Below are 21,996 nucleotides of genomic sequence, written 5' to 3' on the forward strand. Positions count from 1 at the left end.
CGACGATCCATAGTACCCCGTCGTCACGAGGGGCCACCAGACGCATGCCATGCCAACGCTGAACGAGGTCATTCGGAGCACGCCGAAGGCGGAGTTGCACATCCACGTCGAGGGTTCGCTCGAACCCGGGATGATGTTCGATCTGGCCCGCCGGAACGGCGTGTCGCTGCCCTACCGGACCGTCGACGAGGTCCGCCGGGCCTACTCCTTCAACAACCTCCAGGAGTTCCTCGACCTCTACTACGAGGGGATGAACGTGCTCCGGACCGAGGAGGACTACTTCGCGCTCGCCGACGCCTATCTGCGGCGCGCGGCGGCAGACAACGTCGTCCACGTCGAGATGTTCTTCGACCCGCAGGCCCACACCGGGCGCGGCGTGCCGCTGCGGACGCTGATGGACGGTTTGGATCGGGCAATCGCCCGCTCGCGGGAACGGGGCGTGAGCGTGTCCCTCATCCTCTGTTTCCTGCGGCACCTCAGCGAACGGGAGGCGTTCGAGACGCTCGAAGCGGCGGAGCCGTACCGGGACCGGCTCCTGGGCGTGGGGCTGGATTCAAGCGAGGTCGGCCATCCGCCCTCGAAGTTTTCTCGCGTGTTCGAGGCGGCTCGGGACCTGGGACTCCGGCTCGTCGCCCACGCCGGCGAGGAGGGCCCGCCGGAATACGTCTGGGAGGCACTCGACACCCTCGGCGTCGAACGGATCGACCATGGGAATCGCGCCCTCGAGGACGAGGCGCTGGTCGCCCGGCTACGAGACGACCGCATCCCGCTGACGGTGTGCCCACTTTCGAACCTCGAACTCCGCGTCGTCGAGGATCTCAAAGCGCATCCGATCAAGCGCATGCTCGATCTGGGACTCGTCGCCACCGTGAACTCCGACGACCCCGCCTACTTCGGCGGCTACATCAACGAGAACTTCCGCCAGGTCGCCGAGGCGGTCGACCTCTCGACGGAGGACATCGAGACACTCGCCCGCAACTCTCTGGCAGCGTCCTTCGCAACTTGACGAAACCGGCGCGCCTCACGACCGTCGGGCGTGCGTCCCTTCAGCGGAGACCGAACATTCGCCCCACAGCTGACCCATGTCGCTTACCGTAGTTCGAGCGCCGACCGCGACCGCGCTGTGGGAGGCGTGCGTCGAGCGGTTTCTGGCCAAGGCGGCCGCACCGGCTGAGCCGGGCGCGGGGGCGCCGGTCTGGATCTGGCTCAACCACCGGAACCTGCAGGATCTGCTCTACGACGCGGCGCACGCACGCGGACATCCGGGATGGCTCGACCCGCCCGTCACGCTGTTCGGACAGCTGACCGACCGGTTCGGGATTCGCGACCGGCAGGTCGGACTGCTCACGCGCCGTCGCCTTGTCAGCCGGTATGCCGCGCGCTTCGGACGCGACCTCCTGGGGCGCGAGCCCGCCCGGGGGGATGCCGTGATCCGCGGGCACATGCTGGACCGACTGCTCGGCGATCTGCTCCCCGAGGGGGTGTCGTCCGCTGAGTTGGAGGGGGCGTTGGCGGAGCTCGGCGGGGACGACTTCGCCCGACGCCGCAACGCCTGGGCCGTGGCCGTCTACCGGGCGTACCTGGACTCGTTGCGGAAACGCGGCCTGTTGGACCCGCGGGCGGTCAACGCCCACATCGCCCGGCGGATCAGGGAGGGTGGGCTGCCGAGGGCGATCGGCGGCGCCCCGGAGTTGCACGTGTACAGCATCGCGAGCCCCCGCACGCGTCGCCGGATCCTCGCGGCGCTGGCCCGGCAGGAGGAGGTGGATGTGCACCTCTATCTCCCGCTCGAATCCGAATCCGACCGCTTCTTCGACGCCCTGGCCGATCGTACCGAGATCATCGATGCTCCCGAAGGCGGCACCCCCGGTGGCGGGGACCCGGAAGGCGGCGGCCACGTCGGTGTCGCGGGGCCGGTGCACGTGCAACCGGTGCCGGACGCGGCGCGGGAGATGGCGTGGGTGGCGCGCCGGGTGAAGGAGATCCTGGCCGCGGGGCGGGCGGAGCCCCACGAGGTCGCCATCGTCGCGAGGTCCGGCCGCGACAACACCCAGCGCGCGTACCGCGCGCTGCGCCGGGCCGGCGTCCCCGCCACGGCCCGCGTCCGGACGCCGCTGGACGAGGTCCCGGCGCTCAGAGCCCTCCTCCTCGTGCTGCGCGGCGTCGGGCGGAACTGGGACTACCGGTCTCTTCGGGCGCTCCTCGCGCACCCGTACTTCGACACCCGCGTCGATTTGCGAAGCGTCGACGCGATCGCGGCCCTCCGCCGCGTCGTCGGGCTCGATGGCTGGGGCGAGGCGCTCGAGCGTTTGCGTCCGCTCGTCGAGAACAAGGCGCGCGAGGTCCGCGGCCGGGGGCTCTTCCTCGACCGCGTCGAGAAGGACATCGAGGCTTTCCGCGCGCTGCGCGAGGTGCTCGAACCGCTCGGCGAAGCCCGCTCCGAGGCCGACTGGATCGACCTGACGCTCGCACTTCTGAAGGAGGACCGCGGTCTGTTCCGGTTGAGACGCCGCGTGTGCGATCCGGTCGAAGAACGCTGGGAGGTGGTGCGCTCCGACCAGCGCGGGATCCTCCTCCTGGAGAGATTGCTGCAGGAGTGGCGGGAGCTGGACCACCCGGACGAAGCGATTCTGCCAGCGGCGTGGCACGCGCTGCTCCGGAAGCTGTTGCAGGCGAACGAACTCGTCCTGTCCACCCCGGGGCAGAAGGGCGTCCAGGTTCTGGAAGCGCACGACGCCGCGCTCGTCCCCTTCTCCCACACCTTCGTCGTACATGCGAACGACCGCGAGTTCCCGCGCGCCGGCGCCGCCACCGGCGTGTTCACGGACACGGAGCGCCGTCGCCTCGCGGCCCTCGGATTGCCGCTGGCCCACCGGGACGAGACGCTGCGTCGTGAGCGGGGGCTGTGGCGCGCGGTCACGCACCAGGCGGGCCCGGTGTGGGTCAGTTACCGCACGACGGATGCGGGCGGCACGCCGCTTCTTCCGTCGCTCATGGTTCCGCGGCACGAGGACGCCGCCGAGCTGCCCCGGATCCGTCGTCCCTCGGATGACCTCGACCCCGTGACTTCGGCCGAGGCGGATCGGCGGGCCGCATTCGCGATCCACAGGGCTCTCGGAGCTCCGGATTCGGCGGAGCGGCCCCGCGTCGCGCCCGCCCGCCCGGAACGCATCGCGCGCGCGATCGTGGCGGCGGCAGCCGAGGTCCACCGCGGTCCGGGCCTTGAGCGCTATCCCGGCTTCCTCATCCCCGTATCCTCAACGGGCCCCGAGAGGGTCATGCACCCCGCCCTGCGTCCGAATCCATGGAACGGCCACCTGCGCGATCCGGATGTGCTCCGGGAACTGGAGCGCCGCTTCCACGACGACTATCGATGGTCCGCGGGCCAGCTCGAGGCCTACGCCCGATCGCCCTTCACCTTTCTCGTCGAACGCGTGCTCTGGCTCGAGGGCGTCGAGGAGGCGGAGGAGGAGACGACGCCCCTCACCTTCGGGAGCGTGGCGCACGAGATCCTGGAACGCTTCTACGCCGAATTCATGGAGAGGCTTCCGGTCTCTCTCGAGGGGTCGGTCGAGGCGCGACTCGCGGAGATCTCCGACGAGGTCTGCGCCGAGCGTGCGGAAAAGGGAGAGTGGCTCGGCGTCGCCAGCCTTTGGGAGCAGACCCGGGAGGGGATCGTCACGGCCGTCCGCGACTACATCGCGTGGGAACTGGGGCACATGGCGGAGAAGGGCGAGCGTCCGATCGAAACCGAGGTCGGGTTCGGTTTCGACGACGAGCGCACGATGCTTGCGGGCACCGATGTCCGCGGACGGGCCACCCGCCTGCGCCTCTGCGGCCGCATCGACCGCGTGGATCGGGACGGCGGCGGGACGGGGCTCTACCACGTCCTCGACTACAAGAGCGGCAGGCCCCCTCCGGCACCGAGATTCGATGACGCGACGGCGCTGCAGGGAGTGCTCTACGCGCAGGTGATGGCCGACCGGGACTACGCGATGGGCACCTGCCGGTACCGGTCCATCAAGAGTCCCGGGAAACCGCTCAATGGGGGGCGGGTCACCTTCGGGGAGGAGAGGTACAAGCGAGCGCTCGCCATGGCGCTCTCCATCCCCGGGCGCGTGCGGGCCGGGTGCTTCGAGGCCGTCGTGTCGCGGAAGGGTGCCTGGTGGTCGTGGGATCCGCCGCGCGAGGTCCGCCGCAGCGACGCCCAGCTCGCCGAGGGCCACCGCTTCGACGACTTCGGGGAGGGCGCCGGTGGCTGAGATTCGCTGGACGCCCGAGCAGGTGCGCGCGATCCGGTCGGAGGACGATACGCTGCTCGTGGCGAACGCGGGCACGGGCAAGACGACGACGGTCGTGGGCAAGATCATGTGGCGGCTGGGCCTCCCCTTCGGAGTGAACGGCGAGACGGGCGAGCCGCTCGAGCCGCCGGCCGTCTCCTGCCGGTTGGACGAGATCGCCGCCATCACCTTCACGGAGAAGGCGGCCTACGACCTCAAGCGGCAGCTCCGCAAACGCATCGAGGCATCCGCGCGCGCGGACGAACTGCGTTGGGAGATCGACCGCGCCTCGGTCGGCACGATCCATTCCTTCTGCAGTGAGTTGCTGCGCGAACACGCCCTGCGGCTCGGGATCGATCCCACGTTCGAGATCCTCGATGAGGACGAGGCGTGGGCCGAGCAGGATGAACTCATCAAGGCGCTCCTGCTCGAGCGGCTGGGAGAGGAAGACCCCGCCGCGCAGCGGATACTGCGGCGCTGGAAACTCACCGGCTGGCAGCACTCCAAGGGGGCGATCGACCACGTCCGCGACGTGCTGCGCGACCTCCGATGGCGAGAACGACGGCACGCGAAGTGGCTCCGCGGCGACCCGCCGCCGGAGCCCGGAGAAACGCTCGACCTGTTCCCCCACGAAGGCCCCGGCCTCGACCTGCCCGTACTGAGGGCCCTGTGCAGCGAGAGTGACGCCAAGGACGAGGAAGCGCACACGATCTGCGCGGACCTCGTCGACCTGGCGCTCGATGCCCGCGCGCGCTGGGATGCGTGGCTCGAGGAGGAGAATGGGCGCGACTTCGACAGCCTCGTCCTGGGCGCGGCCGATCTCCTGCTCGGCCCCTCCGGCGACGCCGCGCTCGCCGCGATCCGCGACCGCTACCGGATGCTCATCATCGACGAGTTCCAGGACACCGACTTCACGCAGCGCGACATCGCCTTCGCCATCGGACGCGGCGTCGACCGCCCGCAGCTCTTCCTCGTGGGCGACCCGAAGCAGAGCATCTATCGCTTCCGTGGCGCGGACATCTCGGTGTGGAATGCGGTCGCCGCCGAGTTCGGCGAGGAGGGCGAGATCCTCGATCTTCCGAGGAACTTCCGCAGCGCTCCCCCGATCGTCGACTTCGTGAACGTCGTCGGGCGCGTCTCCATGGATGAGACGGGCGCCGCGCTCGCGGAGGAGGGTCTTGCAAGCCGGATCGACTACGCGGACCTCGTGGCCGGCGTGCCCGACCATCCACAGACCGGCGTCGAGTGGGTCCGCGCGTGTGGGGACACCGTCGCCGAACGCCGCGGAGCCGAGGCCGTCCGCATCGCCACCCGGATCCTCGCCTCGGTGGGCCGCGACGAGGTCCGCGACCCGGACAGCGGCGAGCTGCGGCCGCTCGCGTTCCGCGACATCGCGCTCCTCTACCGCGCCCGCAGCGGGCTAGAGCAGGTCGAAACCGCGCTCAAGCGCTACGGCATCCCCTACTTCGTCTCCGGGATGGCCCACCTCGGCGAACGCCAGGAGATCCTCGACGTGCTCAACGCGCTGCGCTTGCTTCAGAACGAGCGCGATGACGTCCGGGCCTTGGGCTACCTGCGCTCGCCCTTCGTGGGTCTCCGGGACGAGACAATCGCCCGCATGCACATGCTCCAGCGTTACGGGCCGCTCCTCCGCCGCGCGCAGCGGTGGCTGGCCGACGGCGCGTGGCCGGAAGCTCCCGACCATCCGGAACTGACGGAAATCGAGCGGGGCGCGCTGGCACAGGGACTCTCGGTGCTCGACGACCTGCGGCAACTCGCGCCGAGGCTCGCGCTCGACGAGGTCATCGAGGAGCTGCTCGAGCGTACCGGATACCGTCTCCACGTCCTCCTCATGGAGGGAGCGGAGGAGATCCTCGCGAACCTGCAGAGTCTCATCCACTTCGCCGCATCCCATCGCGCGAACGACCTCTCCACGTTCTTCGAGGTGTGGGATCGATCGACGAATCGCGACATCGGACTCCCGCAAGCCCCGCTCTACTCGAAGGAAGATGATGTCGTCACGCTCTCGACGATCCATCAGGCCAAGGGCCTGGAGTGGCCGCTCGTCTTCCTGACCGGCGTCGAGCGGAAGCTCTGGACCCCCCGTACGAACGAGTACTGGTCCGACCCTGAACTCGGCCCACTGTTCTGCCTGAAGGCCTCCGACCGTGGGGCTCGAGGCCACCGTATCCTGCGCCGCGAGGAACTCGAGTCGACGGCGGAGGAAGCCCGCCTCCTGTACGTGGCCGCGACGCGGGCCCGCGACCGGCTCATCATCGTGGGACCGAAGGAGGGCAAGGGCTACGACCGCTGGCTCGCCGAAGGAGAGGCGGCGGAGCAGGGCGACACGGCCGTGCGCCCGGCGCCGCAGACCAGCCGACCTCCGACGCTGGAGTGGCTGGACAGGTACGAGGTTGCAGAGCCGCCGGCCCTCATCCACGCCCTCCCCGATCCGCCACTGCGCTGGACCCGGTCGGCGACCGAACTGATGATGCTGGACGAGGATGCCGAGGAATGGGCCCGCCGGTACGAGCACGGAGTCCTCGCCCCGTGGCACTTCGCGCCTGAGGCCTCCGGGGAGGACGCCGGTCTCCCCGCCACCGTCCGGGGCGAGATCATCCACGGCGTGCTCGAAAGGCTGGAGGCGGAGGCGGAGATCGCCCGCGTCCTGGAGGAGACGATCGGCTCGCTGGATGAGCCCGAACTCGAAGCCATGCTGCGTCCCGGGAGCGAATACCGCGGACAACTGGAGGCGGAGATCCGCCAGGTGGCGGAGAGCGAAGAGTGGGCCTGGTACACGGAGGGCGAACTCGGCCGCGACTACTGGAAGGAACTCACCTTCACGCACCTCGTGGGCGCGCGAGACTGGAGGTTCGGCGCCTTCGACCTGTACCGGCGCCTCACCGGCTCCGGACCCGACACCGGCGCTGCGCCTGCCCGACTGGCCGGGGCCCTTGGTCTGGAAGCGGGGCTGGACGCCCTCGTCATCGACTTCAAGACGCACGACATCGCGACCGCGGAAACGCAGCATGTGGCTCGCGGCTACCGGATCCAGGCCGACGTATACCGAGCGGCCGCCTCGAGCATGGCCGGCAGGGTTGCCGTGGGTCTGCACTTCACACACCCCAACGCCCTCGTCCCGATGCGGGAGCAGCAGTCCCGCTGATCTCGGCCGTAGCGCGATCGGGTGGTGCTTCGCAGGATCAGGTATCCGCCCCCCCTCGAGGAGTCGACCCGATGACCGAGAGACTGGAACGCTGGTTCAGGCTGTCGGAGCGCGGCTCCGACGTGCGGACGGAGGTGACGGCGGGGATCACGACCTTCCTGACGATGGTCTACATCGCCTTCGTCAATCCGTCGATCCTCGCCGAGGCCGGGATGCCGTTGGGCCCCGTGTTCGTCGCGACCTGTCTCGCGGCGGCCTTCGCCACCCTCGTGATGGGGCTGTACGCCAACTACCCGATCGCGCTGGCGCCGGGGATGGGGCTGAACGCCTTCTTCACCTACGGCGTCGTGCTCGGAATGGGGTACGCCTGGGAGGCCGCACTCGGGGCCGTGTTCCTGTCGGGGACGTTGTTCGTCACGCTGAGCGTGCTCCCGGTGCGGCGCTGGATCGTCGATGCGATCCCCCGCGGCCAGAAAATGGCGATCTCGGCCGGCATCGGGATCTTCCTGGGGGTCATCGCCCTGCGAGAGGCCGGCATCATCGCGGGGAGTCCGGCCACACTCGTCACGGTGGGCGAGTTGACGGCGGCGCCGGCGCTGCTCGCCCTGCTCGGCTTCTGCGCGATCGCGGCGCTCTCAGCGAGGCGGGTTCCGGGCGCGGCGATCGTCGGGATCCTCGGTGTGACGGCGGTCGGCCTGATCCTGGGCGTCTCGGAGTGGCACGGCTTCGCGTCGCTGCCCCCGGACCCGACCCCCACGCTGCTGGCGCTCGACATCGGTGCCGCGCTCCAACTGGGCATGATCGCGGTCATCCTGACGTTCCTCATCGTCGACCTCTTCGACACGGCCGGCACGCTGATCGGCGTTGCGCACCAGGCCGACCTGCTCGATGAAGACGGACGGCTGCCGCGCATCCAGCGGGCCCTCATGGCCGACTCGACCGGGACCGTGGCGGGGACGCTGCTGGGGACCTCGTCGGTCACCAGCTACATTGAGAGCGCCGCGGGCGTGGGCGCGGGCGGGCGGACCGGGCTGACCGCCGTCGTCGTGTCCGGCCTTTTCCTTGCCTGTCTATTCCTCGCGCCGCTGGCCGAGTCCGTCCCGCCCTTCGCGACGGCCGCCGCGATTCTGTACGTCGCCTGCCTCATGGCCCGCGCGCTGAAGGATGTGGAATGGGACGACATTACGGAGTCCGCCCCGGCGGTTGTGACGGCCATCGGGGTGCCGCTCACCTATTCGATCGCCGACGGCATCGGGCTCGGCTTCATCACATACGTCGCGATCAAGGTGCTGGCCGGCCGGTGGCGCGAGTGCCCGCCCATGTTGCTCGTGGTGGCGCTGGTGTTCGCCGCCAAGTTCATCTGGCTGTAACCTGCCGGCGCGTGAATACATTGGCCCTGATCCTCCTCAACAGAGAGACCGAATGAATCTGACCAGGCGGTCGTATGCCGGGTTGTCCACCGTCCTGCTCCTCCTCGCGGCGCCGGGGACTGCGGCCGGCCAAACGGAATTTCAACTCCAGCTCGGCAAGCTCGTGAATCCGTTCACGGACACGGGGCACGGGACGACCGTCGTCACCTTCCAGAACGCCGCGCAGTGGTCGTGGGGCGACCATTTCATGTTCTTCGACTACACCGCCGACGGGGGGAACGACGGCTTCAACGAGAAGGACCTCTACGGCGAGTGGTATCCGTCGCTGAGCCTGGGGAAGATCAGCGGGAGCCGCGTGGGCCTCGGACCGATCCGCGACTTCGCCCTGCTCGGCGGCGTGAACTACGGCGCGCAGGCGAAGGTGCTCAAGTATACCCCCGGGTTCCGGGCGTCGTGGGACATCCCGGGGTTCATCTTCCTCAACACGGACTTTGCCCGTCTCGTCGACGCATCGAGCGGGCTTGACCATGGGGGCGCGCCGTCGACGGACAACGGCTGGATGTTCGACGTGAACTGGCTTGCCACGTGGGAGATGCTCGGGCAGACGTTCACCTTCACCGGCCACGCGGAGTACATCAGCGCCGTGACGAACGAATTCGGCGACGAGGTCCGCGCCTGGATCCTCGCCCAGCCGCAGCTCACGCTCGACCTGGGCCGGGCGCTGGGAGGCAACGGTGGCCGCCTAATGACCGGCATCGAATACCAGTACTGGCGCAACAAACTGGGAACCGACGTGTCGGAGAGCGTGGTCCAGTTTCTCGTCGTGTGGCGTCTTTGAGAACGGCAGTTGTCCGGAGGCCTTCCGGGGTCGGCGGAGCCCGTGCCGAACCAGCGGCGGTGCGGTTGTTCTTAGGAGAGGAGGGCTCCCGATAAGGCCATGAAGACTGAATGGCTGGACGCGATTTTCTATTGCTTGTGCCTCCACCACCCGAGGCCGGTCCACTACACCGACATCGCGGAGTGGATTGACCGGAAGCGGCTCAGACCGCCGATTGCGCATCCCGAGGCAACGGTGAACCATCGCCTCCGTGACTCGATGAGAGATGATCCCTACTCACCGTTTCGCGATTTCGGGGACGGGGTGTACGGGCTTTCCGACGTAGGGAACGAGCTTTGCGCGGAGGACCGCGAGATTATCCTCAAGAGGATCCGCGGGATCAACCGCTACCACGACCGGCTCGCGGCAGCCCGCAAGCGGAGCAGGGATGCCGGGTCGGAATATGAGGGGCAATGACCCGCACGGGAGTCAAGGGCGCGGAGCGGAACCGGCACCGCACGGCCAGCGAGATGCTGGCGTCGGCGCGCGCGACGCATGGCCCGGGCTTCTCTATGGGGGAATCGCCCCGCCCCATCCCCTCTACCCCAGGGATCCAGGCGACGCACGAGAGAAGGTCCTCTCGGACGTGTAGCCTGCTACTCGCAGGCTGCCTGCTGGCGGGCCTGACGGGTGTCGGCCACGTCGCCGGTGGGCCCGCTCCCCTCTCGGCGCAGACGCCCGAGCAACGTTACTCCGACTGGGTTCGCCCGGGCTTCCGGCCGCAGGAGTACGAGTTTCGCCGCAATCGGATCCTCGACGGCCTGCGCGCCACCGGGGGTGGTCTCCTGCTCATACCCTCCTCGGATGGCCTGACGCACGGCGGGACGTTCCGGCAACTCGAGGACTTCTGGTATCTGACGGGTCTGGAGGTCCCTCAGTCGATGCTCGTGCTGGACGCGCGTCGCGACATGTCGATCCTCTTCATGCCCCAGCGCGATGCGCGCTTCGAGAACCCCGGCCGGCCGAACGACTTTCCTGGTCGCCCACTCCTCGACGACTACCAGATCCGCGGCATCGGCGGCGCGGAAGACTACCGCGACGTCGCCGAACTCGACGGTTTCCTGCGCGCACACGCGGGGGCCGGCGAGACATTCCGCGTCAACGCCGGTGCCCCGGGCGAGGTGCCCGATCCGGTCGTTCCCCTGATCGGGAGTCTCGACGCCACGGCTTCGCTCATCCGGCGCCTGAGGGACGACTATCCGGACGCGGAACTGGTCAACGCGTTCGAGACCTTCGCGCGCCTGCGCATGGTGAAGTCACCCGCCGAGATCATGCGCATGCGGCGCGCGGCCGTCGCGACCATCTCCGGCATCCGGGCGGCGGCGGCACTCGTGCGCCCCGGAGTCGACGAGCGCACGCTCCAGGGCGAGTTCGAGCGCGCCTGCCGGGAAGCGGGGGCGCAGGCGATCCCGTTCACGCCGATCATCAAATCGGGACCCAACAGCCTGTGGCCGTGGCGCGTCCTCGCGGCGCACTACGACCGTCGCAACCGCCGGCTGGAGGACGGCGATCTGGTGATCTTCGACGTGGGGTGCGAACTCAACGGGTACGTGAGCGACGTGGGACGGACCTTCCCCGTAAGCGGGGCGTTCACCGAGGTGCAGCGGGAGAGGCTCCTTGTGAGCACGCGCGCAGCGGAGGCGATCATCGCGGCCGTGCGTCCCGGCGTCACGCTGCGCGAACTCACGGCCGTGGCGTACGACGCGATCCCGGATGAGGAGGAGCCCTACATGCAGACGCCCTCCTTCTTCGGACACCATATCGGGATGTCGTCGGGAGATCCCGCTCTTCTCGACGAGCCCCTCGCGCCCGGGATGGTGTTCACGGTCGAGCCGTGGTACTACAACCACGACCTCGGCGTCTCGGTGTTCGTGGAAGAGGTGGTCGTGGTCACGGAGGACGGTGCCGAGATCATCACCGGGGGCATTCCCCGCGACCCGGACACCCTGGAGGCGTTAGTGCCTTAGGACGCGTGTTCTCGGTTGCGCGAGCGACTCTCGTGGACCCATGGTGGATCAACGGAGCTGAATCTCACGATCAACGCGATCGAAGATGCGAGGGTGCATTGAACGCTGAGAAATACCCGCCCGGGAAGGCATCACGACCATGAAGGAACGAAGGCCGACGCTAGCCTTGGTTATCGGCATGCTCTGGACGGGCTGCGCAGGCGAAACTTGGCCAGATCCGCCTCCGGTGGACCCCGATGTCCTGTTGACCGAGCATGAGGAGTGGCGGGAGGGGCGACGTTCAAACCTCGCGAACCCCAACGCGGGCGTGCTCAGCTGGGACGGGCTGTTCGAACTCTCCGAGGGCGCGAACACGTTCGGCTCGGATCCCGCTTCGGCCATCGTCCTCCCCGAGGAAGACGCGCCGCCCCTGGCCGGAACCCTGCACCTCAATGATGGTGCCGTACGTCTCGTCCCGGAGGCCGGAAGCGGTCTGAGTCTGAGGGATCCGGTGTCCGGCGCGGTCGGTGAAGCCATCACGGAGCCGATGCCACTCCCCGATGACCGGAGCGAAGGGACGATCCGGCTGGCGCTGGGGTCGCTCGGGATGCGCGTGCACGCGGAACCGGGAACCGAGAGGCTATGGTTGCGCGTCTGGGACACGGACGCCCCGCGCCTCGAAGGCTTCACACTTCCCGAATATTTCCCCATCATGAACGACTGGCGGGTGACGGCACGCTTCGAACCCTATCCGGAGCCCCGCACCGTCACGCTCGGGGATGTGAGGGGCGGCACGCTCGAGAACACGGCGCCCGGCGACCTCGTCTTCCGCGTCGGGGGGGGCGAACACCGCCTCATGGCCTTCGCCGGAGCGACGAGCCGCTCCTACTTCATCAGTTTGTGGGATTCGACCGCCGTCACCGACACCTACCAGGCGGGCCGCTACATGCGCGCGCCGTTCCCGGATGACGACGGCTGGACAACGATCGATTTCAACCGGGCCTACAACGCGCCGTGCGCCTTCACCCCGCACTCCGTGTGCAGCCTCCCGCCGCGGGAGAACTATCTGCGTTTCCCCGTGACCGCGGGCGAAAAGCGGCCGTAGCGCGGGAATCTTTCGACACGACCAACGTCCCCCCAGAGAGCCCTCAAAGAGGCCCGACAACCCCGTAGCCAAGTAGCGCTGCAGATCCGCGGCGGTCGAACGAACGAATCAAATCTGGCGCTGCTCGGCACCGCCCTCCGCATTCCCTACAGCATACGGGCCGCGGTAATCCAGCAAACGCAGGAGAAACCGGTCCATCACATCGAGCATGAACGCGTAGTTCCCGTAGTTCGATCGTCGGCGTGACGCCGCTGACTGAGCATCCTCGGTGAAGCGGCCACGGTGCACGAGCGCGTTCCGACAGTGTATGAACCGCTGAAGTTCTTGATGGCTGACTCGTACTTCCAAATCTTTCGCGAGCCGGCGCAACAAACTCCCAAAGGAACGCCTGTTCAAGCACAGTGTTTTCTGCGACATCTCGTTCGCATGCCGCTTACTCACTCCTGACCCCCGAAGCTCCTTGATGAGGACGTCACGCACTCCTGCCTCCGCTTGGCTGAACTGGTCGCGGTCGATGACGAATTGGTCCTCAGGGAATCTGACGCTCATCACGTTCGACTTAAACGTCTCAAGGGCGATTGCGAGCTTCGCAGCGCGCATCTCAAGGAAATCAGTCTCAACCCGAGCATCGAGAACCGCATCGATCGTGCCCTTATTGAGTCGGTATTCCTCTCGACGTGCTACGTAGCGAGGGTACGTCTGCTCGAGGAAGTCGCAGAGTTTGGGGACGAGCCACGGATGGATCGGGGCAAGCGGTGTAAAGGGCTTCGTAATCCGAGCCCCATGAGTCCGCTGTAACACCTGCCCGCTGCCATCCAACTTCTCTTCCGTGATCCATTGGACCTTCGTTCCACGCGCCACCGAGAGCAGGAAGCAAAGATCATCCGCGACCTGCCGGACCGTCTCGTCGTCGAGTTTCAAGGGAAGCCGTGACTTCAACATTCCTCAACACCCGAGCCCGGCGAATCGCGCGGCCATAGTCTGAGGCTGCCGTGATACTGACCTCCGCTGGACAACCAGGTAATTGGGGCGTGATCTCAAACCTCGGAGGACTTCCGCGGTCAAACGCGAAATTAGTGATCCCGTATCGGTAAACCTCCGTGCGCAGGCTCGGCTCAGCCCTCGAGCAAGTGAGCTGGCTCGCGGAGAGAACGCTCCAGGCACCCTCTCCCCTTGGATCATCAAGCAGTTCGATATCGTGCAGTGCTCCGCCCGATTCGATCTTCCAGCCGTCGACCGATCGGCCTCGGAAAACGGCAGGGCGCGCGAAGAGTATATCCATGTCAGGAGGGTTGAAGTCACACGCAAGAAAGACGCGACCCTCTGATGTCTGTGTCCCCGCGAATCGGCACGGAAAATCATTCCCTTTGATCGTTGACACCGTGCCGTCACCTTCGTATCGGAATGGGCTCTGACCGTACTCCAAGACCAGGTCCGAGATGAAGCTCACGTCGACTCTCCTGCGGGCATACTCCCACCTTGTTATGAGAACGGTTACAACGCTCGTCACCAGCCGAGAATGCGCTGACCCCCTGTGCGGAGTCAGTGGCCGAGTTTCCGCAGCCATACCGTGCCCGAGTGGGGTGGAGCGAGCGGCGTGCAGGGTACCCAGAATCGGCTGCCAGAGACTCACGCTGCGCAATCTAACGTCCGATGCAAAGGCCCCGCGGGGGCGGCGTCGGCGTAGTCCTCAGGCCGAGGGCAACGCCTGTTCCATCTCCTGGGCGGACATGAGGGAGAGGGCGCAGAAGGTGAGAGTGCCGTTCGCGCAGCCGCCGGAGACGAGTGTCGGCGCCCCCACCACGAAGAGGTTCTCGTGGTCGTGGGTGCGGCCCCAGCGGTCCACCACGCTCGTGGCCGGATCGTCGCCCATCCGGCAGCCGCCGCCTGGATGCTCCCACAACTCGGACGGCTGCCCGATGCTCCGCATCGTGCCTCCGGCCGCCCGCGCCAGTTCCTCGAAGCGTCCCGAGATCGTGTCGACCGTATGGCCCTGGAGGTCGACGCTCTCCTGCGCCGGGCGGTAGTCGATCCGGGGCATCGGGTCGCCCAGTTCGTTCGTCTTTCTGGGGTCGAGCGTGAGGCGGCTGTCGCGGTCCGGGAGGAGGTCGTAGTAGGCCCGGATGCGGGCCGTGGACTCGGATTCGGTGCGGCCTCTCCAGTCGGCCATGATCTCGTCGCCCCACAGGAGTTGTCCGTCCTCGCTCCTGAGCGTCGGGGCGCGGCCCACGTTCGACTCCCACAGACGCAGGTCGTGGCGCACGTAGCGGTCCAGGGGTCCTGGGCTGGCGAAGCGGCGGGAGAGAAGGCTGTTGTAGACGAACATCCCCGGATAGAGCCGCATCGGCAGGTTGATGAAGCCGCTGAGATACCAGTGCCCCGTCATGTACCGCCCCACGTTTCCGGTGCGGTTGGCGAGGCCGTCCGGGAAACGGCTGTTCGCCGAGAGCAGGAGCAGGTGCGAACTCCAGGCGTGGCCGGAGGCGATCACGAAGGTGCCCGCGCGGAACTCGACGGGCTCATCGGGCGCGTCCCGGTCCACGGCTTCGGCGACCGCGATCCGGTCCGAGCCCGGCTCAAGGGTCAGGCGCCGGACGAGCGTGCGGGTGACAAGATCGATGCGCCCGTCCGCCAGCAGCCGGTCGAAGGCGAAGTCCGGCGTGTACTTGGCCCCCGTCGGACAGACGGAGCAGGTGTCGCACCGCCGGCAGACGTTCCGCCCCTGGTAGGGCACCGTGTTGCGCGCCCACGGCTGCGTCCAGAAGGGGATGTCCGTCTTCTCGGTCCATTCCCGCATCCGCGCGAGGCTGTAGGACAACGGCATCGGGGGCATGGGATACGGCTTCGAGCGCGGATCGTATTCGGCGGGACCCTGTTCGCCCGCCACGCCCATGCGCTCCTCGGCCTCCTGGAAGTACGGCTCGATGTCGTTGAAGGAGATGGGCCAGTCGGAGGCGACCCCGTAAAGCGACCGCAGACGGAAGTCCTCCGGGGAAAAGCGCGGGACCGCGCCGCCCCAGTGCATCGCCGAGCCGCCCACGACCATCGAACTATACATCGCGCCCGAGCCGGTCTGACCGCGGATGTGGTCGTTGGGCCACGGGTTCTCGCCATAGGCCAGCATCCGCGCCCGCGTGTCGGTCCGTTCCTCGAGCGACGCCGTCCGCTCACCCGCCTCGACGACAGTGATGGAGGCCCCGGTTCGCTCGGCGAGCCGCTCCGCCACCATGGCAGCCGTGATCCCGCCACCGATGATACAGACGTCGCTCTCGACCACGCGCCTCGCCGCCCGCCCGATCGCGGGGCTGCGTGGGCGGCTCATGGTGCGGCTCCCAGCGGCGCGGGCTCGTCCTCGGCCCCCTCGATGGAGCGGCAAAGCTCCTTCCGAATGGCCCGCCCGTAGCAGAGGTCCGTCGCGATCGGAGAGCCGAAGAAGTGGGCCATCAGGGCCAGCGCCACGTGGTCCGCGTTCTGTGGCGCCCCAAGCCCGGATCCAGCTTCCCCCAGCGGCCGCGCGAGGAGTTCGCGGCGCCCCGGCACGTCGAGTTCGGAGAGGGACAGCCCGTGACGGCTCCCACACTCCTTCTCGAGTCCCTCAAGCTGCGCAGCCCACCCGGGTCTCGGATCCGGGCCCGAATAACGGATCTCGGGGACCAGGTAGGGGTGACTCAGTTCGGCGACGGGCTCCAGCGCCTCCGACCACCGCTCGAAAGCCCGCACGGCCCGTTCGCGCCCGTCGCTCCCAAGTTCGTCAGGGAGAACCGCTTCCCCGATGGCCCGGAGCGTCTCGACAGGAAGGGTGACCGGGGTAGCGCCGGCCGTAGCCGCGTCCCCGTCGGTCTGCGCCGCCGACTCACGGGCCTCTCCGGGGGCACACCCTGTCAACGAAACGGCGGCTACCGTCGCGGCAGACTGCTTGAGGAACGTCCTTCGAGATTCCGCCATGGCCCACCGGCCTTCCGAGGTTGGGCTGCCCGAGTCTTGAACGGAGCGTAGGTAATGAACCCGAGCAGTCGCAACTCCCGCCGCCTCCTTTTCTTGCGCGCTGTCCCGGCTTCGAGTCGGTTGCCGCCGTACTCGGGATGACGATTCCAGCAAGAGGACGCCGCGGATGATCAGAGGCCCGGATCGAGATCGAGACTCGTGGCGAGGACAGGAGCCCCATTGAGAAGCACGCAACGCGTTACGTCCTTCAAGATGACCTTCTGGCGGGAACTTGAGCGGATTCCCAGGAATCACCGCATCCAGGTCATCGACAAGCTGAAGACGCTGGCCCGGGATCCCGAACCGGATGCGAAGGTGCGAAAGCGGCTGAAGGGATCGGAGAGGGGACTGCATCGCCTTCGCAGCGGCGACTACCGGATCTTCTACACCTACGACGACACATCCGTCAGCCTCTATTCCGTCCGCCGGCGATCCAAAGACACGTACAGAGTGATGCCCGAAGCCGAAAACCTGGACCATGGTCGTTTCGACCGGGATCTTCTCGACGGTTCCGGTAACGGAAGCGTCCGCAAGTGGGAGTTGCCCGACTTCCGCGAGCAGGTGACGAAGCTGCCCGAACCTGTGACCAGGCCGTTGCTGGGCGCGCTGGGAGTCCCGCCGCGCCATCACGAACGGCTGCTGCGGCTCGAGTCGGCGGAGGCGCTCCTGGCGTGTCCGGGGGTGTCGGCCGACCATCTGCTCGCGATCCACGAACACATGTTCGAGAGACCGATCCCGCTCGTCGCCACCGAGCCGACGTACGTCGCGGCGGGCGGGATGGACGACCTGCTCCGGTACACGGAGGGGGAGTTCGTGCCTTTCCTGCTCAAGCTCAATCCCGAGCAGGAGCGGCACGTCGCGTGGGCCCCGGACGCGACCGGTCCCACCCTGCTCAAGGGCGGACCCGGGACGGGGAAGACGACGGTCGCCCTGTATCGCGCCAGGGAGATGATCCGGATCCTGCGAGAGATGGGCGTGGCCGAACCGCGGATCCTGTTCGCGACCTTCACCAACGCCCTCGGGACCTTCGCCCGCCAACTCCTCGAGTCCCTGCTGGGGGAAGATGCGGATCTGGTCGACGTTCGAACCGTGGACAGTCTGGCATGGCAGGTGTTGGATGAGTCCGGAACACAGTTGCGCCGCCCCGAGCCGGAGGAGAAACGGAAGATCCGGCGTCGTGTGGAACGCGAGCTGGGATCGACCTCCCTGTCGGCCGACGCCACGGCCCTGCTCCGGCGACTGGGGTCGTCCTTCCTCTTCACGGAGGTCGAAGTTGCGATCCAGGGGCGCGGGATCCGGAGCCTGGCTGAATACCTCGCCTCATCCCGCCCTGCCCGCCGTGTCCCCCTGGATGCAGCGTCGCGACGGGTCGTGTGGGCGGCGCACGAGGCGTACGAACGAGGGCTCGCCGAGGCCGGGTGCAGGACCTGGCAACAGGCGCGGGCGACGGCGGCAGACCTGGTCGCCTCGGGGAAGAGCCCGGTCCCGCCGTACGACGCGGTGATCGTCGATGAAATCCAGGACCTCGGGGCCTCGGCGATCCGGCTGCTCATCGACCTGTGCGCCGAGGGGAACCGTCTCTTCGCCACCGCCGACGAGAACCAGTCGATCCACACGGCGAGCTTCTCGTGGACCGACGTGCTCGGGCATCCGGAGATCGGGGGCCGCGTGGAGACGCTGACCGCCACCCATCGCTCGACGGAACAGATCATAGAGGGCGCGCGCGACTATCTTGCGGCCGGACTGGCCGGGCAGCTAGCGCCGGACGCGCAGCGCTATGTCCACTCGGGGCCGCTCCCCATCGTCCGCGCCCTGTCCGATACGGAAGAGGAGGCCGACCTCCTGGCGCGGTATCTGCCGGGCGCCACGCGAAACCTCCACTTCACGGTCGGTTCGAGCGCCGTGCTCGTTCCGCACACGCGAGACGGAGAGCGGATCACGGTCGCCCTCCAGTCCCGCGGTGTCCCGGCCGTGTTCCAGAACTCCCGCAACTTCGAGTTCGACGACAACGCGGTGCAGGTCCTCCCCCTGCACGCGGCGAAGGGGCTGGAGTTTCCGGTCGTGGCCGTGGCCGGATTCATCGGCTCCACCTACCCGGATCTCCCGCCGGGAGTGGACGACGATGCCCACATCGACCTCCTCGTCCGGGAACGCCGCACGATCTTCGTCGCCGCCACCCGCGCTATGCGCTCGCTGCTCGTGATCACGCCGAAGGGGGACGATTCGATGCTGTTCGATGGCTTCGACCCGACACTGTGGAACACGGGGTGAAACTGGCGAGGTGAGGGAGGACACCCCATCCTTCAGCCCCGGGACTCCAACGTGTCCCGCTCGTAGCGAGGGGCCGTAGCTCAGTTGGGAGAGCGCCTGCTTTGCAAGCAGGAGGTCGTCGGTTCGAATCCGATCGGCTCCATAGACTTATGGGATTCGGGAGTCCGGTTCCCGCTGTTTGTTCCCGCCAAATGAAGCTAGGAATCGGCCCTTCGGCGGTCCTCCAGCGCCTCCCTGAGCCGGTTCTCGTCGGCCCGCTGATAACACTGAAGCACAGTACGGGCGGTCTTCCAGCCCCCGAGTTCGCAGAGCACCTTGAGTGGCTGGTTCATGAGGTCCGAAGCGAACTTACGCCTCAGGGAATGCCAGCCTCGGCCACGCCGGGGCTCCAGCCTCGCGAGCCCCTCAGCCTTCTTCCACCAGCCGCGCGCGAGCGAACGCGAGATGCAGGTGGAGGGGTTGGCGGGTGCCGGCAGCAGCGGAACGTCCCCGATCCCGGGATTATGCGTCCTCGCCTCCTGCAAGACTGCGAGCACCTCCGCCGTTACCGGTGTCCGGTGCCCGTAGCCGGTCTTCTCGTGCTCGCCCCGCCACCGGATGACCGCGGCTTCAGTGTCGATGTCCGACCAGCGAAGCTGGCGGATGGCACCGATGCGGTGTCCCGTTTCGTGCGCGATCACGAGCGCAACGCGGAAGCGCCAGTCCATCGCCGTCGACGCTTGGAGCAGCGCCTCGTACTCCGCCTCCATGAGTACCACGCGGGTCGGGTTCTTCTCCTTCGGAACCTTGAGGCCTCTCAACGGATTCGAGTCGAGAAAGAGCCTTCCGTCCTCATCTCTGGACCTCGCAGCCCAGTTCAGCACTGCGAGCAGGAACCGCAGGTCGTATTCGATCGTTCGATCAGACACGGGCCTGCGACTCGGACCGATCTTGCCCGCCCGCCGCGCTTGGATGAACCTATCCCAGTCTCTCCGGGAGAGCGTGGCGGGCTTCCGCCCCTTACCGAAGAATCCGACGAACATCTTTGTCGCGACCCTGTCGTACCGTTGGGAGCGCTCGCTCTTGGCGGGCGTCACTTCCTCACCGTAGATGTCAAAGAGCCTGTCCAGGGTGAGCGGCTCGGGCCCGGCGTCTTTCTCGCCGTTGGGCTCCGGCCCCTCGAAGCCTGCGGCGGCCTCGTCGGCCTGCCGCTTGGCGCGCGACCAGTCGCGGTGCTTGAGCGACCGGGTGAGCCTGCGCCCGTTCTCCCGCCACTCGACCTGGAGGATGCCGGTCTTCGGGTCGGGGAACACCCTCACCCGGTTCCGGCCCCATTCTCCGGCGCTGTAGGAGCGCCGGCTTCGTTTCGTGCGTGCCATCATTCCATTCCTTTCTGGATGATGGACTGCACGATCTGCACGTTTGAACGCTCGCGCGCGCGAGGTTCTGCCGCAAGTGGCGCTTCGGCGGGAGCCTTTCTGGGCAGGTGCCTTCGGGCGATCCTGGGCGCGTTGGGCCGCCCGGCGTTGGGGATCTTGCCGTTGCGCACCAGACGTCCGAGATGGTCCCGCGAGTAACCGCTCTCACGCGCCGCCTCGACGAGCGACAGGGTCGTCTCGTCGCGCTCGACGAGGGTGGCTTCGAGATCGTCGGCGCATCGTTCGATCGCGGTGGCGGGGGTCTCGCCGCCGTAGCGGCGGAGCGACTTGGCCTTCTTGCGCCAGTCGGCGGGCAGGGCCTCGACGGTCGGCGGGTCCTTCATGCGGCGCTTCATTCCCAGTCTCCTTCGGCGTCCCTGCGGAGCGCGTCGGCGAGGTCGTGGTCTCCTTCTCCCCGCCGGACGGACCGTTCGGCGAGATCGACGCGGCGGCCCAGGTCTGCGAGCCCGGAGGCGCGGCCGATGGCGTAGATGGCCGCCGCGACGGTCAAGAGTGCGGACGCCGCGTGCAGGCCGACCGGGCCGCCGTGGCGTGCGAGGATGAGCGGCCAGTGGGGGCTCAGGTATTCGAGGCGGGCTCCGCCGAGGAGCAGGACGGAACCGGCAAGCGCGGCGGTGAGTCCGGCGCTGATCTTCCAGGGTTGCATGGGCGAGTTCTCCGTTGCAGTCAGAGTTCGACTGAGGCGGGATCGCGGTCGGCGGGACCCTTGAGCCAGGAGCCGCCGTCGCGCCCGCCCAGCCCCAGCTTTTGGAGCATCCCCGCGGCGGCCGGTCCGCTGGCGTGCATGGCGAACCCGGCGGCGGCTTTCGCCTTGACGGTCTCCTGGCTGTAGTTGTCGGACGCGACCTCGATGTTGACGCGGCCGGTCCGCCCCTCGGCGTCCTCGTACTCGATCTGCGCGTCGGGGTAGAGCACCTGGTCCCGGCCATCGAGGGGCAGGTCGAGTTCTTGGGCCGTTCGGTGCCGCTCGGCGTCGGCGGCCCGCTTACCGTGCCTCTTCCGCTCCGACTCGCTCGCCCGGGCGACGGCGGCCTTGAGTTCGGCGTCGAGCCGGACGCGGCGCACCCTGGCGTCGCGCCTGCGGAGCCGCTCCCGTTCCCTGGCGCAGGCGCGGTAGACGGCGGTGTCGTGGCTGGCCTGCGCGTCCCGGATGCGTGGAATTTCGATCCGCTGCCCCCGGTCCATCCCCCGCTCGGCCGCGTGTTCCCGGGCCTTGGTGATGCCCAGGGGAGTGAGGGTCAGGATTTTGAACGGGTTGCCGTTCGGGCCGGTGGCGGTGGTCTCGGCGACGAGTCCGTCGTCGATCCAGCCGTTGACGGCCCGCCGCGTGGTGTAGGGGTGGCCGTCGAAGCGGACCTCGGCGAGGTCGCGGTAGGAGACGGCCCCGTGGACGCCGATGTCGGTGAGCCCGCGCGCGCAGCGTTCGCGGAAGGAGATGGTGGATCCGCGCTCCCGGTCCGCGGCGTATTCTCGGCGGTGGCCTTTCCGCATGCCTTGGCGATTGCGGCTGGGTGGCGCGGCGGGGCGCGGGTCCGGTTCGACCGTGCGGTCGAACATTCCTCTCCCTCTCATCGGTCCT

At 68.0% G+C, this 21,996-nt stretch carries 16 protein-coding genes and 1 tRNA gene; 10 read left to right on the forward strand and 7 right to left on the reverse strand.

Annotation, left to right across the window (positions count from 1 at the left end; translation table 11 throughout):
* Positions 1-49: 49 nt before the first annotated feature.
* The 8 genes from ACOOGH_RS15430 (at position 50) to ACOOGH_RS15465 (ending at position 12,744) form a co-directional block, all read left to right on the forward strand.
* Positions 50-1,006, forward strand: coding sequence for an adenosine deaminase (locus ACOOGH_RS15430; protein ID WP_420449764.1), 957 nt, complete (start codon positions 50-52; stop codon positions 1,004-1,006).
* A gap of 76 nt (positions 1,007-1,082) precedes the next feature.
* Complete coding sequence (locus ACOOGH_RS15435; RefSeq protein ID WP_420449765.1) at positions 1,083-4,262, forward strand: PD-(D/E)XK nuclease family protein; 3,180 nt, start codon at positions 1,083-1,085, stop codon at positions 4,260-4,262.
* Positions 4,255-7,446: a UvrD-helicase domain-containing protein gene (locus tag ACOOGH_RS15440; RefSeq protein ID WP_420449766.1), complete on the forward strand. Its 3,192-nt coding sequence runs from the start codon at positions 4,255-4,257 to the stop codon at positions 7,444-7,446. The genes ACOOGH_RS15435 and ACOOGH_RS15440 overlap by 8 nt, the downstream gene beginning before the upstream one ends.
* A 71-nt stretch (positions 7,447-7,517) precedes the next feature.
* A complete protein-coding gene (locus tag ACOOGH_RS15445; protein WP_420449767.1) occupies positions 7,518-8,816 on the forward strand; it encodes an NCS2 family permease in 1,299 nt (432 codons plus the stop codon).
* Between the two features lie 52 nt (positions 8,817-8,868).
* Positions 8,869-9,654 (forward strand): nucleoside-binding protein, encoded by a 786-nt coding sequence (locus tag ACOOGH_RS15450; RefSeq protein ID WP_420449768.1) that lies wholly within the window; start codon positions 8,869-8,871, stop codon positions 9,652-9,654.
* Positions 9,655-9,753: 99 nt separating this feature from the next.
* Entirely contained in the window at positions 9,754-10,110 is a 357-nt protein-coding gene (locus ACOOGH_RS15455) for a hypothetical protein (RefSeq protein ID WP_420449769.1), read from the forward strand.
* Positions 10,107-11,660: an aminopeptidase P N-terminal domain-containing protein gene (locus ACOOGH_RS15460; RefSeq protein WP_420449770.1), complete on the forward strand. Its 1,554-nt coding sequence runs from the start codon at positions 10,107-10,109 to the stop codon at positions 11,658-11,660. Before ACOOGH_RS15455 ends, ACOOGH_RS15460 begins: the two co-directional genes overlap by 4 nt.
* Positions 11,661-11,904: 244 nt before the next feature.
* The gene (locus ACOOGH_RS15465) at positions 11,905-12,744 is read left to right on the forward strand and encodes a DUF1684 domain-containing protein (protein WP_420449771.1); all 840 of its coding nucleotides are present in this window, start codon (positions 11,905-11,907) and stop codon (positions 12,742-12,744) included.
* 108 nt (positions 12,745-12,852) lie between these two features.
* Here ACOOGH_RS15465 and ACOOGH_RS15470 read toward each other — a convergent pair whose 3' ends face one another.
* The 3 genes from ACOOGH_RS15470 to ACOOGH_RS15480 all read right to left on the reverse strand — a co-directional run bounded on the left by ACOOGH_RS15470 (position 12,853) and on the right by ACOOGH_RS15480 (position 16,689).
* On the reverse strand, positions 12,853-13,665 hold the full coding sequence (locus ACOOGH_RS15470; protein WP_420449772.1) for a hypothetical protein: 813 nt from the start codon (positions 13,663-13,665) through the stop codon (positions 12,853-12,855).
* Positions 13,666-14,434: 769 nt separating this feature from the next.
* The gene (locus tag ACOOGH_RS15475) at positions 14,435-16,066 is read right to left on the reverse strand and encodes an FAD-dependent oxidoreductase (protein WP_420449773.1); all 1,632 of its coding nucleotides are present in this window, start codon (positions 16,064-16,066) and stop codon (positions 14,435-14,437) included.
* Positions 16,063-16,689, reverse strand: a complete 627-nt coding sequence (locus ACOOGH_RS15480) for a twin-arginine translocation signal domain-containing protein (RefSeq protein WP_420449774.1) — start codon at positions 16,687-16,689, stop codon at positions 16,063-16,065. The genes ACOOGH_RS15475 and ACOOGH_RS15480 overlap by 4 nt, the downstream gene beginning before the upstream one ends.
* A gap of 219 nt (positions 16,690-16,908) precedes the next feature.
* Between ACOOGH_RS15480 and ACOOGH_RS15485 the strand changes: the two genes are divergently transcribed.
* Both ACOOGH_RS15485 and ACOOGH_RS15490 read left to right on the forward strand, forming a co-directional pair.
* Complete coding sequence (locus ACOOGH_RS15485) at positions 16,909-18,999, forward strand: UvrD-helicase domain-containing protein (RefSeq protein WP_420449775.1); 2,091 nt, start codon at positions 16,909-16,911, stop codon at positions 18,997-18,999.
* 69 nt (positions 19,000-19,068) lie between these two features.
* Positions 19,069-19,141: transfer RNA gene (locus tag ACOOGH_RS15490), tRNA-Ala, on the forward strand.
* Positions 19,142-19,196: 55 nt separating this feature from the next.
* Here ACOOGH_RS15490 and ACOOGH_RS15495 read toward each other — a convergent pair.
* The 4 genes from ACOOGH_RS15495 to ACOOGH_RS15510 are packed head-to-tail and all read right to left on the reverse strand — an operon-like array spanning position 19,197 to position 21,989.
* Positions 19,197-20,360 carry a tyrosine-type recombinase/integrase gene (locus tag ACOOGH_RS15495; protein WP_420449776.1) on the reverse strand — a complete coding sequence of 388 codons (1,164 nt, stop codon included), beginning with the start codon at positions 20,358-20,360 and terminating at the stop codon, positions 19,197-19,199.
* The gene (locus ACOOGH_RS15500) at positions 20,357-20,752 is read right to left on the reverse strand and encodes a hypothetical protein (protein WP_420449777.1); all 396 of its coding nucleotides are present in this window, start codon (positions 20,750-20,752) and stop codon (positions 20,357-20,359) included. The genes ACOOGH_RS15495 and ACOOGH_RS15500 overlap by 4 nt, the downstream gene beginning before the upstream one ends.
* On the reverse strand, positions 20,749-21,063 hold the full coding sequence (locus ACOOGH_RS15505) for a hypothetical protein (RefSeq protein ID WP_420449778.1): 315 nt from the start codon (positions 21,061-21,063) through the stop codon (positions 20,749-20,751). Before ACOOGH_RS15505 ends, ACOOGH_RS15500 begins: the two co-directional genes overlap by 4 nt.
* 20 nt (positions 21,064-21,083) lie before the next feature.
* Complete coding sequence (locus ACOOGH_RS15510) at positions 21,084-21,989, reverse strand: hypothetical protein (protein WP_420449779.1); 906 nt, start codon at positions 21,987-21,989, stop codon at positions 21,084-21,086.
* Between the last annotated feature and the right edge of the window lie 7 nt (positions 21,990-21,996).

Source organism: Candidatus Palauibacter sp. (genome assembly GCF_965213655.1).
In the GTDB taxonomy this organism is placed as follows: Bacteria; Gemmatimonadota; Gemmatimonadetes; order Palauibacterales; family Palauibacteraceae; genus Palauibacter.

Excerpts from the sequence above, each read along its gene's own strand:
- ACOOGH_RS15430 (WP_420449764.1), top strand. The coding sequence starts at position 50 with ATGCCAACGCTGAACGAGGTCATTCGGAGCACGCCGAAGGCGGAGTTG.
- ACOOGH_RS15435 (WP_420449765.1), top strand. The coding sequence starts at position 1,083 with ATGTCGCTTACCGTAGTTCGAGCGCCGACCGCGACCGCGCTGTGGGAG.
- ACOOGH_RS15445 (WP_420449767.1), top strand. The coding sequence starts at position 7,518 with ATGACCGAGAGACTGGAACGCTGGTTCAGGCTGTCGGAGCGCGGCTCC.
- ACOOGH_RS15450 (WP_420449768.1), top strand. The coding sequence starts at position 8,869 with ATGAATCTGACCAGGCGGTCGTATGCCGGGTTGTCCACCGTCCTGCTC.
- ACOOGH_RS15455 (WP_420449769.1), top strand. The coding sequence starts at position 9,754 with ATGAAGACTGAATGGCTGGACGCGATTTTCTATTGCTTGTGCCTCCAC.
- ACOOGH_RS15460 (WP_420449770.1), top strand. The coding sequence starts at position 10,107 with ATGACCCGCACGGGAGTCAAGGGCGCGGAGCGGAACCGGCACCGCACG.
- ACOOGH_RS15475 (WP_420449773.1), bottom strand. The coding sequence starts at position 16,066 with ATGAGCCGCCCACGCAGCCCCGCGATCGGGCGGGCGGCGAGGCGCGTG.
- ACOOGH_RS15480 (WP_420449774.1), bottom strand. The coding sequence starts at position 16,689 with ATGGCGGAATCTCGAAGGACGTTCCTCAAGCAGTCTGCCGCGACGGTA.
- ACOOGH_RS15495 (WP_420449776.1), bottom strand. The coding sequence starts at position 20,360 with ATGATGGCACGCACGAAACGAAGCCGGCGCTCCTACAGCGCCGGAGAA.
- ACOOGH_RS15500 (WP_420449777.1), bottom strand. The coding sequence starts at position 20,752 with ATGAAGCGCCGCATGAAGGACCCGCCGACCGTCGAGGCCCTGCCCGCC.
- ACOOGH_RS15505 (WP_420449778.1), bottom strand. The coding sequence starts at position 21,063 with ATGCAACCCTGGAAGATCAGCGCCGGACTCACCGCCGCGCTTGCCGGT.
- ACOOGH_RS15510 (WP_420449779.1), bottom strand. The coding sequence starts at position 21,989 with ATGAGAGGGAGAGGAATGTTCGACCGCACGGTCGAACCGGACCCGCGC.